The organism is Colwellia sp. BRX8-5 (assembly GCF_014077325.1).
Lineage (GTDB): Bacteria > Pseudomonadota > Gammaproteobacteria > Enterobacterales > Alteromonadaceae > Colwellia_A.
The window spans coordinates 77,278-91,070 of sequence record NZ_JACGVR010000003.1; the positions used below are offsets into that span (position 1 = coordinate 77,278).

Sequence of the window (13,793 nt, forward strand, 5' to 3'; positions counted from 1 at the left end):
TTGTAATGTATGACAGACCCTTTAAATAACGAACTTGATAAGCTGAACGAGAGCGATAGCTTGCTAGCAAAGGAAGCCATTTCTTTGCTAGACAAATACCGTAAGCTCGAAGATCGTTATACTGCACTTTTTAAGTTAAACCAGTTATCTCATGACTGTGCAGATTTAAGTATGTTTTATGGTCAAGTTCACCAATCCATTGCATCAGTGATGAGAGCTGAAAATTTTTATATTGCCCTTTATGACCAAACCCTTTCAACGTTAGAGTTCGTTTATGATGTGGATGAAAAAGATGATTATCCTCTAGGTAAGTCACCCCTTGAAGCATTTGAAGGTTCTATGACTTGCTATGTTATTGAAACGGCTAAACCACTCTTGGCGACCCCTGAAATTGTGACTGAATTAGAAATTAATAATTCAATCAAACGTCTTGGCTCCGATAGCACTGACTGGCTTGGTGTACCATTACTTAATGATGGTGTTGTTATTGGCGTTATGGCCGTACAAAGTTATTCCGAAGCACTCCGTTACCAAGTAGATGACCTTGAGCTAATGGAATTTACCGCTCAGCATATAGTTACCGCTATGACCCGTTTACACGACCATGAGCGTTTACAAAATGCGGTAAATTCTCGCACTCGCGAATTAATGAAGCAAATTAGAGAACGAGAAAAATCAGAACTATTGCAAGAGTCACTTTTCAAAATATCAGAGTTAACCAATGATGCTACGCTCCATATTGATGAATTTTATTCGATGGTTCATAATATTGTTGGTCAGTTAATTAACGCACAAAACTTTTATATTACTAAATATGATCAACATTCAAAAACACTAACTTTTGTTTATTATTTAGATCAAAACTCTACCAATGCAGCCGTCGACTCGCAGCCTAGGGTATTAGGGAATGGCTTTACCGAATATATTATTCGTACTGGTGAAACTCAATTACTTAATTACCCGAAAATGTATGCCTTGTATCAACAAGGTGAGACAAAAGAGCCACAAATAGAAACTAAATCTTGGCTGGGCGTGCCATTAATACATTCAGGTGTAGTGTTGGGAGCAATGGTCTTACAAAGTTATAATTTAGCAACAACCTTTACCGAACAAGATGCCGAGCTATTGAAGTTTGTTTCTCAGCATGTTGCATCAGCGATTCAAAGACGTGACATATTAGAAGTTGAACGACAGTCTCATATCCTTCTAGAGCAGCAAGTTAAGCTGCGAACTGTGGCATTAGAAGACGAAATCAAGCAAAGAAAACAAGCTGAAGAGAAGTTACAACATACGGCGTCGCACGATATTCTAACCGGTTTACCTAACCGTACTTTATTTATTAATTTATTAAACCACGCTATCGCCTGTCATAAACGAAAAGCAGATCTTAAATTTGCTGTGTTGTTTTTAGATCTTGACCGTTTCAAAGTCGTTAATGATAGCTTAGGCCACCATGCCGGTGACTTACTTTTACAAGAAATAGCCAAAGAGTTAAAAGTACTGGTCAGAGACAAAGACACTGTTGCTCGATTAGGTGGTGATGAATTTGTTATCTTGATTGAAGACCTCGAATCTAATCATGAAGCTTATGATATTGCGCAACGTATCACTGATTTTTTAGCGACGCCCTTTACTATTGAAAATCAAAGTATTTTTATTGGCACAAGTATTGGCGTGTTGTTTAATAATGAACGTTATGACAGTGCTGATATTATGCTCAGAGATGCTGATACCGCCATGTATCATGCAAAAGATAAAGGTAAGGGACGTTATGAAGTGTTTGATTCTAGTATGCAGAAAAAAGTGCAACATGCCCTGGAATTAGAAGCCGATATTCGTGATGGCATAGCCAATAGTGAATTTTCTCCTTACTTTCAACCTATCGTTGATTTAAAAACTGAAACTGTTGTTGGTTTTGAAGCACTGGCGCGTTGGCAGAGCAATAAGCGTGGTTTTGTTTATCCCGATGATTTTATCCCGTTAGCTGAAGAAACGAATTTAGTCATGGCGATTGATTTTCTTATTCTGGAAAAGTCTTGTCTACAGTTAAAAAAGTGGGAAGCAATCTGTGGTCGTAACGATTTATATGTGAGCTGTAACCTCTATGGTAATCACTTTTTTAGTGCAACCCTGCCCGCAGATATTGAAGAAATAATTCAACGTGTGGGCATTAAACCTAGCCAACTAAGAGTCGAATTAACTGAGCGTGCTTTATTAGAAAATAGTGATTTAGTGCTAGAGAATATGAATACTTTAAAAGTGCTAGGCGTTAAAATTCTGCTTGACGATTTTGGTACCGGTTATTCAAGTCTTAGCTACTTACATCGTTTTCCTATTGATGTGCTGAAAATTGATCGCTCATTTATTAACAACGCTCATGAACATGATAATCATCAAGCAATCATAAAAACAATTATAGATTTAGCTACTAATTTGAATATGGGCACGGTTGGAGAAGGTATTGAAAACTTAGCCGATGCCGAACTACTAACGGCTATGGCGTGTCGGTATGGCCAAGGCTATTATTATGCTAAGCCTATGGCTGCGGCTGACTCTGAAAAATATTTACTCAAGTAGTTTATCTAAATAATACCACCACACCTTATTGGTATTAACAGTACTTTTCCCTTTGACCTGTCAGCTTTAATTGCCATTAGTGTTAACCAATAACTTTGTCACTATACTAGCGTTTTATTTTTACAATCATTATAGTGACGGTCGATATAAATCTACTGATCTTAAAAAAAATTAAGTCATAATATGAAAAAACCAATGAAATTTAAATTAATAGCCAGCGTAAGTTTATTAACTATCGCATTCTTATCTGCGTGTGGACAAAGCGAAAAAGCAACGACAACTGTTGCCGAAAAAGCACCACAAGTTAATGAAAACAATATTCGAGCTCACATAGAATTTTTAGCCGACGATACATTGTTAGGCAGAGATACCGGCAGCGATGGTTACCAAATTGCGGCTAATTACGTAAAGTCATACTTCAAGCAATTAGGTTTAACGCCTATGGGTGAGCAAGCAGGATTTGAGCAGCAAGTTACTTTTCGTAAAGCGTTTCTTGAAGAAAATAGTGCTAAGTTATCGGTAATTAATAGCGATGGTGAAGTTGCGCTCACATTTAAAGATGCGTTTATTATGTCGGGCGACAGTACATCGACAGAATCGGCTATATCAGCGGAAACTGTTTTCATTGGTTACGGCGTTGTTTCTGAAGATTTTGGTTATAACGACTATAAAGATATTGATGTTGAAGGAAAAGTTGTTGTCGTCTTAACAGGCCGTCCAGACGATTTACCTTCAGAAGAAGGCGCTCATATTGGCTCGGGTAGTGAAAAATTAAAAAATGCTGTTAAAAATGGTGCTGTTGGTTTTATCACGATTCATACGCCAAAACGCGATGCAGTACGCACCTTTACTAAAACGGCTAGTTATGCCGATGCACCAAGGCTTAACTGGTTAGATAAAGACGGAATACCTTTTGGTAAACATCCCCAGTTGAAAGGCGGAGCTTATATCAGTGCCGAGTCTGCAGCGGCTTTATTTGTTGGTGCTGAGCGAACCTTAGCGGATATACTTAGCGACGATACAAACAATGTTGCCATTAAAGGTTTTGCATTAAAATCAACCGTTGAAATGGCCAGTAAAAGTCGTCATGAAGAAATCACTAGCCCTAATATCATTGCTGCTATTGAAGGAAGCGATCCAAGTCTAAAAGATGAGTATGTTGTTTTTAGTGCGCATCTTGATCATATCGGTCTTAGTAGCCATGGTGATGAAGAAGATAAAATCAATAATGGTGCGCTTGATAACGCTTCAGGCGTTGCAATCCTATTAGAAACTGCGCGTTTGTTATCGGCTATGCCTGAAAAGCCAAAGCGTTCTATTTTGTTCGTGGTGGTAACGGCTGAAGAAAAAGGCTTATTAGGATCTAGTTACTTTGCAACAAACCCAACGGTACCTACATCAAAAATGGTCGCCAATGTTAATTTAGATATGCCATTAATTTTATATCCGTTCGCCGATATTATTGCTTTCGGTTCTACACACTCAAGTTTAGGGCCTATTGTTGCGAGTGCTGCCGAAAAAATTAATTTATCGTTAAGTGACGATCCTATGCCAGAGCAGGCGTTATTTACTCGCAGCGATCATTACAGCTTTGTAAAAGCTGGTATTCCATCTGTATTCTTAATGACGGGCTTTAAATCTAAAGATCCTGAAATAGATGGTGGTGCGGTATTTGGTGATTTTCTTAAAAATCATTATCATCAGCACAGTGATGAAATAACCTTACCTATTCGTTACGATGCCGCGGCAAGTTTTGCCGAAGTGAATATGATGATAGGTTTAGAAATTGCTAATGGTGATAAGCGTCCAACATGGAACCAAGGTGATTTTTTTGGAAAAACTTTCGCTCAGTAAAACACCTCAATAGAAAATATAAAAACGCAGTGATGAAGATCACTGCGTTTTTTTTGTTTTCTGTTTTAAAGCAACAAGCTACACTATTAATATTATTCTATAAAAAATGATTGATAACCCAATGGATGCTCACCAATATGCGCTTCAAGCCAATGGCTCTTTTGCGCTTCCCGATGCCTGCTTTAAAATTAAAGCCTTAATGGACAATGAAGATTCAAGCATTGAAGACTTTGCTAATGTGATCAGTGTCGATCCTTCGATGACTTCGCGTTTATTACAAATAGCAAATAGTGCGATTTATAGTTTTCCTGGCGAAATAAGTACTATTTCACGTGCCATTACCATTATAGGTACGCAAGCTATTTATAACATGATGTTAGTGGATGTTGCGGCAACCGCTTTTAAGCATTTTTCAAATCAGGCTATCGATTTAAAACGCTTCTGGCGAATGAGTATCTTTTGTGGCTTAGCGACTAAAAACTTAGCCATTAAAGCAGGTATACGAGATATTGAACGGCTTTTTGTTGCCGGACTCTTGCAAAATTTTGGTGAATTGATTGTCGCAAAAATAACCCCTGAGATTGCAAAAAAATGTGAAAAATATTCAGCAGAACAATTGCCTTGGGTATTACAAAAGCAAGCCTTGGGTTTTACTTATACTGATATTTCTGCCGAACTGTTAAAGATATGGCAAATACCTGAAAAAATCATTTTACCGATCCGTCACTTTAATGAAGCGAAAACTATTCAAATTAATAAAGATGTCAAGGTACTCTATTTAGCATCTCGCTTAGCTTTAGTTGATAGTCACCCTGATCAGTTTGATTATGATGATAGTGTTGATGAAAGCTTATGCGCGAATTTAAATATTTCAAGTGATGATTTAGCTCAGGCAATAGTGTTTGCGGCAGAAGAAGCGGAAAATATTCTTACTATTATGAATGGTGGGCTCTTCTCAAAATAGCAAAACGGGGCTGTACAGAAGCGTATCTTGCTAAATATATTATTTTTATTGTCTGTTTTTCAATGGTTTGGCTGGTTGTTGTCTAAGTGCAACTATATTTATACACTTAATTACTAATACCTTCGTTCTAAAAGAAGACATTAATTATAAAGCCTGCTAGCATCAGGCAATTCTTTTTTTCGTATAGTTAATAAACTATACAAAATATGCCCTACAAATAATTATAATTAAGGACATTTATGAGCGCATCGAGAGAGCAGTTTAGCTCTAAACTTGGATTTATTTTGGCAGCAGCAGGTTCTGCTGTTGGTATTGGCAATTTAGTTGGCTTTCCAGTAAACGCAGCTAAAAATGGGGGTGGCGCATTTTTAATCATGTATGCAATATTCGTATTTTTAATTTGTTTACCGGTAATGATTGCAGAAATGGCCGTTGGTCGAAAAACCCAAAAAGAACCTGTTGGCGCCTACAAAGCGTTAAGTGGCGGCAGTAGAGGTTGGGGCATCGCTGGTATATTCGGTGTCTTAACTCCCTTTATGATTGCGGTTTTTTATATGGTGCTAACGGTCTGGATTTTTGGCTATGTTGCATTAACACTCGCGGGTAAATTAGATTACTTAGCCAGTGGCAATGGTTTTGGTGAGTTCATCAACAGTCCCTATTTATTTGTTGCTATGTTTGCCGTAGCGGCTATTGTCAACTTCATCTTAGTGGCAGGTGTCAAAGAGGGCATAGAAAAAGCGGCAAAAGTTTTAATGCCAACATTATTTGTGATGTTGATAATTATGGTGGTTTACGTCTTAACACTAGAAAATGCTTTTGCTGGTGTGAAATTCTTTATTGTTCCTGATTTTGATAAAATTACTCCTTCAGTCATTAATGGCGCATTGTCACAAGCCTTTTTCTCGCTATCACTCGGTATGGGGATTTTAATTACTTACGGTTCATATATTAATAATAAAACCGACATAGTTAATTCTGCAAAACTGGTTGCACTAACCGACACCGCTGTTGCCTTTACTGCGGGTTTAATGATTTTACCTGCGGTGTTTTCATTCAACCCGAATGTTAACCCAGCGGAATTAAGTGACAGCTCAGTCTCATTGATCTTTACTTTTTTACCTAAAATATTTTTAGCATTACAAGTGTCGCTTGGTTATATTGGTGCGAGTGCTGTTGCGGCATTTTTCTTCCTGTTGGTCTTTTTTGCTGCAATAACATCACTGGTATCGATTATTGAAGTACCCGTTTCTTACTTAGTGACTGAAAAGAAACATAGCCGCAGAAAAGCTTTATCAATTTTAATGATTGTTGGTGGCGCGCTAACAGTCTTTGCTATGGTCTCTTTTGGTATGGTGTCATTCTTTACTGAATTTACCAGTTATGCTGGGGGCACACGTTCATTCTTTGACGTGGTTTATGATATTTTCTACGATACTATTTTACCGTTAAACGGCTTTTTATTATGTGTTTTCGTTAGCTATCGTTGGAAAAAGCATAACTTGTCAGAAGAGCTGGCTATTGGTAACGATACCTATAAAGGCTCTTGGGTAGAAAAGTACGTTAACTTTTCATTAGGCACTTTTATTCCAGTCATTGTCTTGGGTATTTTCTTGAATACGGTGACACAAAAATTCTTTGCTTTTAGTATTTTTGGATTTTAGTTTATTAATCTAGACTAAACAGGCAAACGATTTGAACGTAAAGCCGCATAATTTGTTATTATGCGGCTTTATTTTTGGCCATAAAAAATTAAGTTATGAATTCAACGCTTCAAACACATCTTCAACCTATTTTAGTCCGTCTTCAAAATGAAAATAAGCTCGTCGATTGTCAGCGATTATTTCACGGTCGTGGTCATGCTTACCCTGGCTTAACCCATGTTAATGTTGATTGGTTCTCACCCGTTGTGCTTATTACGCTTTACCAAGAGGTTGAAGAGGCTTGGTTAAGTGAACAAGTTATCGTGATCCAACAGTTGCTACCACAATGTCTATCTATCCAAGTGCAGTATCGTAGCCGAAAATTTTCGCCAAGTGAAGTACTCTGGGGAGAAGAGATCAACGCATTAAACGCACAAGAACATGGTTTGCAATATCACCTTAGTTTGGGGAAGGCACAAAATTCTGGACTGTTTCTTGATATGAGTAATGGCCGCCAGTGGGTCAAAGATAACAGTGAAGGTAAAAAAGTGTTAAACCTTTTTGCCTACACCTGTGCTTTCTCTATTGCTGCCATCGCCGGTGGTGCAGAGCAAGTCGTTAATATTGATATGAGTAAAGGCGCTTTATCAACAGGACGTGAAAACCATAAACTTAATAAGCAAGAGGCTAGTAAGGTAAAGTATGAAGGTGTCGATATTTTTAAATCTTACGGCAAGTTAAAAAAATATGGTCCTTATGATTTATTAATCTGCGATCCACCTTCATTTCAAAAAGGGAGTGTCAATATTGAGCGAGATTACCAGAAAATCATTAAACGTTTGCCGGTATTAATGGCAAATAATAGTGATGTTATACTCTGTTTAAATTCCCCTGATTTAAGTGAGAACTTTTTGTTAGCGGAAGTCGCTAGAGAGTGCCCTCAGTGTCAATTTCAGCATCGTATTGAAAACCCCGAAGTGTTTGTTGAGGCTGAAGCAGGTAAGGGCTTGAAAGTACTTTATTTTCGCTATGTTGAGATGTGTTAATAAACCATACTTAGCTAATCACTATTCGTGCTGCAAGTAATATCAAAAAACTGCCGGTTACCTTGTCAACAATATGGCTGTTTTCACGTAACTTACTAATGATATTACCGCGCGATAGTGTAAAGGTTACTAGGCAATACCATAAAGCATCAATGCTGCCTACGGTGGCAGTCATTATTACTTTTTGTTCACTGCTGGCATCTCCTGCTAAAAACTGGCTAAATAATGCGAGAAAGAAAATAGCAAGTTTAGGATTTAAAAAGGCAATTAAAAAGCCATCTCGCCAGCCATTTACCTGTGTTTTTGCCGCGGAGTCATCTTGAGAAAATACTTGGTTATTTTTTTTACTTAATAATGATTTTACCCCCAAGTAAAGTAAAAAAGCAGCGCCTGCATATTGAATAATACTAAATATTAAAGGCGATTTAACGATAATTACCGCTATGCCTGTTGCTGTAATCGCCGCGTAAAGTGCAACGCCTAAACCGTGACTAATCGCCGTCGCATAACCTTGTGGTGTTCCGCCAGCGAGGGTATTTTTGATGACTAATGCTAAACTCGGGCCTGGTGATAAAGCGCCCATCATACAAATAACCACAAAAGATAACCATAAGTGAAATTCCATTAATTATTATTCTCTTTTTTAAAGGATTGAATCGTAATTTTGTCTATTTTACTGGCTCAACGCTAAGGTACGCACACGTAAAAAGCTAGCAAATTTTGGCACACCTCGCGCTGTTTTACCAATGTATTTAAAGGTAATTGTGCTACCAATCTTTGGTGGGTTTTTACGTTGTTCGTCAGTAAAACCACTACCAATTTTAAAGAGTAAGCCTGACTTCATTTTTACTCTTATCGATCCCATCATATTTTTGTACTTGCCTTTACCTGCGATATAAGCAACAACGATCGCTTCACTATCATCATATTGTTTTAATTTTATCAGGTCTTGGCTTCTCCCTATTTTATAATAGGCGGCTTGATGATGTAGCATCAGTCCTTCCCCGCCTTTTTCGACCACGTCTGCTAATCGTTGATTCAATATCGCAATTGAGTTTACTTTCTCTTGTTTTATGATTTGCCAATAGTGATTGTCAGTTGTTGCCATCTCAGCTTTCATTTGCTTAATACGCTCACTAAAAGTACCTGAATGCTTGGGTAAATCAAAAACCATAAAGCGTATTTTCTGCCAACAACTTATCGTGATTTGCTGTTGGGGGGCATGCTTTCTAACACAGCTGCTGATCTTTTCAAATTCAGCGCGCTTGCTCCATAGTTCGCCATCAAGATAGGTTAATGGCCAACCTTGAGTAAACCATTTTGGCGCATGGATAAGATTACCGCCACGGGTTAATAAGTTTTTACCGTTCCAATAACCTCGAATACCGTCAAGTTTTTCACTAACAAAATATTCGCTGATCTTTATCGGGGTTTTACTCTCTGCTTTATAAGGCGTAGCCAGCTGAATTTTTGGTAACTCTGAGGTGTAGCCTTGTGGCCAAAGGATAAAACTGGTGAATATGGCAAAATATTTTAAGGTGAATATTTTCAAAATTGAACATCCTTGCTCATTTCTCGATAGGTTTTAGTATAGAAGTTTTTTTTGTGATTGCTAATGTAATGTTAATTAAATGTACTAAGCTGTTAATGCTAGTTGTTGTTTTATTGCGAAGTTCAAGGAGGAGCTATGTATAAAGTACATTTTAAGTATAAAGTACATTTTAAACTTTTTTTTATAAGTATGGCTTTAATTTTTTCTCAGCAAAGCTTTGCTGGGAAAAAACACTGTCAGCGCTATGAAGATAAGTTAGCTAATATTCAGTCTCAGCAAAGACAAGGTCATAGTGTAAAACGAAGTGAACGTTTGAAAAAACAAGAAGAAAGTGCTCGAACAAAATGGTGGCAATGTCAACAAAGTCGATTAAAAAAGCCCATAGTAAATAAGCAAAATAAACAGAAAAAAAAGCCGATAAAAATATCTGTTAAAGGTCAGCAGTTATCGAGAAGTTCAGCTAGTGATATTAAAGAAAACCGTATAGATCCCTTCGAAACCTCAGCTGCGCTGGTCTTAAAATCTCGCTATCAAGGAGAAAAGTTGCGAGCATGGCTGGAGTACTATCAACAGCCAAAGCAATGCTCGCGACCTAAAACAATTAAAAAGTTTGCTTTTTGTGTGGAAAACAGAAGAACACAACAGCTAGCGTTTGATAAAATGATGTTAATAAAATTTTAACTCGCATCATCTTATTAAGGGGTTATTTTAAGTACTGCGCTTTTTTATCATTGTAATGATTAACGAGACTATCAATAGTGGTTTGGTCATAATCTCTTAAGCCACTGAGTAACATGTGCTTTTTACCATGACCAATCACTTTGCCATCAGCGACTAAGTCAAAAGGCAAGGTTGCTTTACCCCGTTTACCGTCAATGAGTAAGCTAGGCGTCGTTAATTGCAATTGCACGTCGGCAAAATCAACTTCATCTAAATGAATAAACATATTCTCGTACATCACCATTGGACGTGTTGGGTTGATCATGACATTTTTTTCAAACATCAATTTCACTAAAATATGTGGAAAAGTATGGCCAGAGAACTCAACGTAGGCGCGGATCAAAGCATCGATCGATTGACGGTTAGTTGTACACTGTCCTGAAGCCTCTATTTTCATATATTCTTTAGCATTATCATCAAGAATACTTGCTGATTCGACAATTTTTTCAGGAAAATTGAGTTTAATGCCATCGGTCACCATACCTGAAAAAGTAAAGCCCATATTTTGTGATAAACCTGACTTTTCTAACACTAATGAAAAAAGTAAATCACCTGGCACGCAAAAACGTTTTGCATCGGCATCGTGCAGCGGATTGAAATCATCGGCAACTATTTTAGCGAAATCGCTACCTTGCTGACGAGAAAAACTAATTTGATTGTTTGTAATATTACAGTAACGTTCTAGAAACATTTTGCATACATCTATTATGTGAAAACCGCCGTATACTAGCAGTTACTTGTCGACAAATGGAAATTATCTAATAAAAGTAATACTAAGCAGACCAGTACTATCAGGGCTTTTCTAAAAAATTATTGGCTTAAAGTTTTTCACTAAGGTCTCTTTTTTAAGCTTAGTAAACTTCTTTAGTTGATATTCGCGCTTGCAAGCGAGTTGACGATTTTCTTGGGGCTCAGCGTAAACTAATTCGACCGGCCGCCGAACCCGCGTATATTTAGCCCCTGTTTTATTACAAGTATTATGCTCACCTAAACGGCGAATTAGGTCGGTAGTAATACCCGCGTATAAACTGTTGTCTGCACAACGTAAATAATAAACAAACCAAGTTGGCTTGGCGGTTGGTTCTTTTTTTTGCATACAAGTTGGCTTGGCTGTAAAGGTTTTGCTGATATAACAATAGTATCGCAATTTTTGTTGCCGAAATCGATAAAAAGCTGGCTGTCATTTACAGAGTTTTATACCATGCCCTATAAATTTCTCCATCAAACATACCGAGACAATAAATGACCCATTACGATGCAGGTGCTTTGAGTAAAATGACTGCTCAGTTAGATGAAAACGGACTCGTTCATTACCAATTACCTATAGGCGATCAGCTCATTGATATGAATGCGTTAATTGGGAAAAATATTACTTTAGATTACCAAGGTAAAATAGCGTGTCGTCATTGTGCAAGAGTAACCAAGAAAAGTTATTCGCAAGGTTTTTGTTATCCGTGTATGCAAAAGCTCGCTCAATGCGATATGTGTATTATGAAACCAGAAACTTGCCATCATGCTCAGGGGACTTGTCGTGAGCCTGAATGGGGCGTAAAAAATTGCATGGTTAATCATTATGTTTATTTAGCGAATACCTCTGGCATTAAAGTTGGCATTACTCGCCATACTCAAATACCCACCCGCTGGATTGACCAAGGTGCAACACAAGCTTTAAAACTATTTAGAGTAAGTACACGCTTACAATCGGGTTTAGTTGAAATAGCACTGGCTAAGTTTATTGCCGATAAAACAAACTGGCGAGCTATGTTAAAAGGTGCGGGTGAAATGGTTGATTTAAAAGCGAAAGCACAAGCATTACTACCTGAAATTGCAGCACAGTTAGACGATATTAAATTACGCTTTGGTGCAGACGCCGTTGAATTACTTGACGAACCAGTAGTCAATTTGAACTTTCCTGTTGAACAGTACTTAGAAAAGATCGGCTCTTTTAACTTTGATAAAACCCCCCAAGTTTCAGGATTATTACAAGGGATAAAAGGCCAATATCTTATTTTTGATAAGGGGGTTATTAATATTAGAAAATTTGGCTCTTACCAAGTTGCCTTAACCGTTGAAGACTAATTAGACTTTTTCTGAAAATAAGTCACTTATTATTAATATAGTGTCTATACTTGAGTAAAATTTAGGTCATTGCTAATACCTTGTATATTATTGAAAAACTGAGCCATCAGCGGGTGTTAGCTTTCAATTTATTTGCTGAGTGTTTTATTTTTATATAAAAACAACCCTATATTTCTTGTTAGGATTTTTGTTATGAATGCTGTTGAATACGCCGAACAGGCGAGTGAAATATTTGTATTGTCGGATTCTTTTATCCGCATTAAAGAGTTAATTGATAACGAATCATCAACTATTGATGATATAGCGGATGTCATTTTACTTGATCCCGCCTTGTCAGCGACTATTTTAAAGCTCTCAAATAGCTCTTTTTTTAACTATCCTGGTAAAATAGACACTATTTCTAAAGCGGTTTTAATCTTGGGTATTACCGAAGTTTACAACTTAGTTATTGCTTATTTTACCACTGATGCCTTTAGAAAACTAAAAGCCAGTCCCGAATATTTAGATGACTTTTGGGAGCGTAGTGTTGACTGTGCATTAACGGTTAAATTTTTAGGCACTAAACTAAACGTACCTAATGCGGAACGATTATTTATTTTAGGTTTGCTGCATAATTTAGGCGAATTAGTCATACATCAATTTATGCCTGAAAAAGTAGAACAATGTAAGCATATTAATTCAGATGAATTGCCTTGGACTAAACAACTACAAACACTGGGTTTTTCCTACGCTGACATTACCGCTGAATTATTAAAACAATGGCAACTTCCTTACAGCTTGATTGAACCTATACGTTATCAAGATGAAGAGGAGTTTCAACATAGTACCGACGAAACTAAGTTACTTTATATTGCTAAACGAATAATGACACTGAACCACCAATGCAAAAGTCATTGCCAAGCCGATGTCATTAGTGATGAAAAACTCGATGCGTTATCAGTGCAACAAGAGCTGTTGCGTGATGCCAGCGACTTCTGTGATATGGAACGTTTAAGTATCCTTGCTGTACTTAACCCAAGTGCCTCTATGCTTTATTAACCGCTATATCTTTTGATATAATAACTGTGGGTGAGGGCAGTGATCTATTTAGCAATAGCTTTTCTTTGCTGAGCTAACCTCATCTCAATTTTTATTGCACTTACCTTGTCTGCGCAGCTAATACACTCATTAATCATGAGTTGTCACCGAGTAATAAACCTCTCAGATAGCAGAACTGTCTTTGCCATCCTTGCTAATTAACCTTTCCTTGCCTAACACCGCTAATAGTTTTATTTAACAAACGGGACTTCCTTGCATGCTAATTAAATCATGCACCAATTACTGTCATTGATAAAATTTCATGCACCAACGAAGTGCTT

The 13,793-nt window shown here is 37.4% G+C and carries 12 protein-coding genes; 8 read left to right on the forward strand and 4 right to left on the reverse strand.

Going from position 1 to position 13,793, the window contains the following annotated elements:
* Nucleotides 1-9 precede the first annotated feature (9 nt).
* The 5 genes from H4J62_RS03155 to H4J62_RS03175 all read left to right on the forward strand — a co-directional run bounded on the left by H4J62_RS03155 (nucleotide 10) and on the right by H4J62_RS03175 (nucleotide 8,084).
* Nucleotides 10-2,577: an EAL domain-containing protein gene (locus tag H4J62_RS03155; protein ID WP_182213773.1), complete on the forward strand. Its 2,568-nt coding sequence runs from the start codon at nucleotides 10-12 to the stop codon at nucleotides 2,575-2,577.
* 195 nt (nucleotides 2,578-2,772) lie between these two features.
* Nucleotides 2,773-4,431 (forward strand): M28 family peptidase, encoded by a 1,659-nt coding sequence (locus H4J62_RS03160; protein WP_182213771.1) that lies wholly within the window; start codon nucleotides 2,773-2,775, stop codon nucleotides 4,429-4,431.
* A 121-nt stretch (nucleotides 4,432-4,552) separates the two neighbouring features.
* The gene (locus tag H4J62_RS03165) at nucleotides 4,553-5,395 is read left to right on the forward strand and encodes an HDOD domain-containing protein (RefSeq protein WP_083278183.1); all 843 of its coding nucleotides are present in this window, start codon (nucleotides 4,553-4,555) and stop codon (nucleotides 5,393-5,395) included.
* Nucleotides 5,396-5,634: 239 nt separating this feature from the next.
* Nucleotides 5,635-7,059, forward strand: a complete 1,425-nt coding sequence (locus H4J62_RS03170) for a sodium-dependent transporter (RefSeq protein WP_070375723.1) — start codon at nucleotides 5,635-5,637, stop codon at nucleotides 7,057-7,059.
* Between the two features lie 95 nt (nucleotides 7,060-7,154).
* Entirely contained in the window at nucleotides 7,155-8,084 is a 930-nt protein-coding gene (locus H4J62_RS03175; protein WP_182213770.1) for a class I SAM-dependent methyltransferase, read from the forward strand.
* A 10-nt stretch (nucleotides 8,085-8,094) separates the two neighbouring features.
* Here the strand turns inward: H4J62_RS03175 and H4J62_RS03180 are convergent, their stop codons facing one another.
* Nucleotides 8,095-8,709, reverse strand: coding sequence for a LysE family translocator (locus tag H4J62_RS03180; protein WP_070375724.1), 615 nt, complete (start codon nucleotides 8,707-8,709; stop codon nucleotides 8,095-8,097).
* Between the two features lie 48 nt (nucleotides 8,710-8,757).
* Entirely contained in the window at nucleotides 8,758-9,636 is an 879-nt protein-coding gene (locus H4J62_RS03185) for a DNA ligase (protein ID WP_182213768.1), read from the reverse strand.
* 135 nt (nucleotides 9,637-9,771) lie between these two features.
* Between H4J62_RS03185 and H4J62_RS03190 the strand changes: the two genes are divergently transcribed.
* Entirely contained in the window at nucleotides 9,772-10,317 is a 546-nt protein-coding gene (locus H4J62_RS03190) for a hypothetical protein (RefSeq protein ID WP_182213766.1), read from the forward strand.
* 22 nt (nucleotides 10,318-10,339) lie between these two features.
* Here the strand turns inward: H4J62_RS03190 and H4J62_RS03195 are convergent, their stop codons facing one another.
* Nucleotides 10,340-11,047 carry a DUF3581 family protein gene (locus H4J62_RS03195; RefSeq protein WP_182213764.1) on the reverse strand — a complete coding sequence of 236 codons (708 nt, stop codon included), beginning with the start codon at nucleotides 11,045-11,047 and terminating at the stop codon, nucleotides 10,340-10,342.
* A gap of 111 nt (nucleotides 11,048-11,158) precedes the next feature.
* Complete coding sequence (locus H4J62_RS03200) at nucleotides 11,159-11,452, reverse strand: GIY-YIG nuclease family protein (RefSeq protein ID WP_182213763.1); 294 nt, start codon at nucleotides 11,450-11,452, stop codon at nucleotides 11,159-11,161.
* Nucleotides 11,453-11,598: 146 nt separating this feature from the next.
* Here H4J62_RS03200 and H4J62_RS03205 point away from each other — a divergent pair, with 146 nt between their 5' ends.
* Nucleotides 11,599-12,435, forward strand: coding sequence for a DUF2797 domain-containing protein (locus tag H4J62_RS03205; RefSeq protein WP_070375728.1), 837 nt, complete (start codon nucleotides 11,599-11,601; stop codon nucleotides 12,433-12,435).
* Between the two features lie 192 nt (nucleotides 12,436-12,627).
* Nucleotides 12,628-13,473: an HDOD domain-containing protein gene (locus H4J62_RS03210; RefSeq protein WP_070375729.1), complete on the forward strand. Its 846-nt coding sequence runs from the start codon at nucleotides 12,628-12,630 to the stop codon at nucleotides 13,471-13,473.
* The last annotated feature ends 320 nt before the right edge of the window (nucleotides 13,474-13,793 follow it).

What these genes read in the sequence shown, in the direction of transcription:
- H4J62_RS03200 (WP_182213763.1), bottom strand. Translation starts at nt 11,452, where the DNA reads ATGCAAAAAAAAGAACCAACCGCCAAGCCAACTTGGTTTGTTTATTAT.
- H4J62_RS03175 (WP_182213770.1), top strand. Translation starts at nt 7,155, where the DNA reads ATGAATTCAACGCTTCAAACACATCTTCAACCTATTTTAGTCCGTCTT.
- H4J62_RS03195 (WP_182213764.1), bottom strand. Translation starts at nt 11,047, where the DNA reads ATGTTTCTAGAACGTTACTGTAATATTACAAACAATCAAATTAGTTTT.
- H4J62_RS03205 (WP_070375728.1), top strand. Translation starts at nt 11,599, where the DNA reads ATGACCCATTACGATGCAGGTGCTTTGAGTAAAATGACTGCTCAGTTA.
- H4J62_RS03165 (WP_083278183.1), top strand. Translation starts at nt 4,553, where the DNA reads ATGGATGCTCACCAATATGCGCTTCAAGCCAATGGCTCTTTTGCGCTT.
- H4J62_RS03155 (WP_182213773.1), top strand. Translation starts at nt 10, where the DNA reads ATGACAGACCCTTTAAATAACGAACTTGATAAGCTGAACGAGAGCGAT.
- H4J62_RS03190 (WP_182213766.1), top strand. Translation starts at nt 9,772, where the DNA reads ATGTATAAAGTACATTTTAAGTATAAAGTACATTTTAAACTTTTTTTT.
- H4J62_RS03170 (WP_070375723.1), top strand. Translation starts at nt 5,635, where the DNA reads ATGAGCGCATCGAGAGAGCAGTTTAGCTCTAAACTTGGATTTATTTTG.
- H4J62_RS03180 (WP_070375724.1), bottom strand. Translation starts at nt 8,709, where the DNA reads ATGGAATTTCACTTATGGTTATCTTTTGTGGTTATTTGTATGATGGGC.
- H4J62_RS03160 (WP_182213771.1), top strand. Translation starts at nt 2,773, where the DNA reads ATGAAATTTAAATTAATAGCCAGCGTAAGTTTATTAACTATCGCATTC.
- H4J62_RS03210 (WP_070375729.1), top strand. Translation starts at nt 12,628, where the DNA reads ATGAATGCTGTTGAATACGCCGAACAGGCGAGTGAAATATTTGTATTG.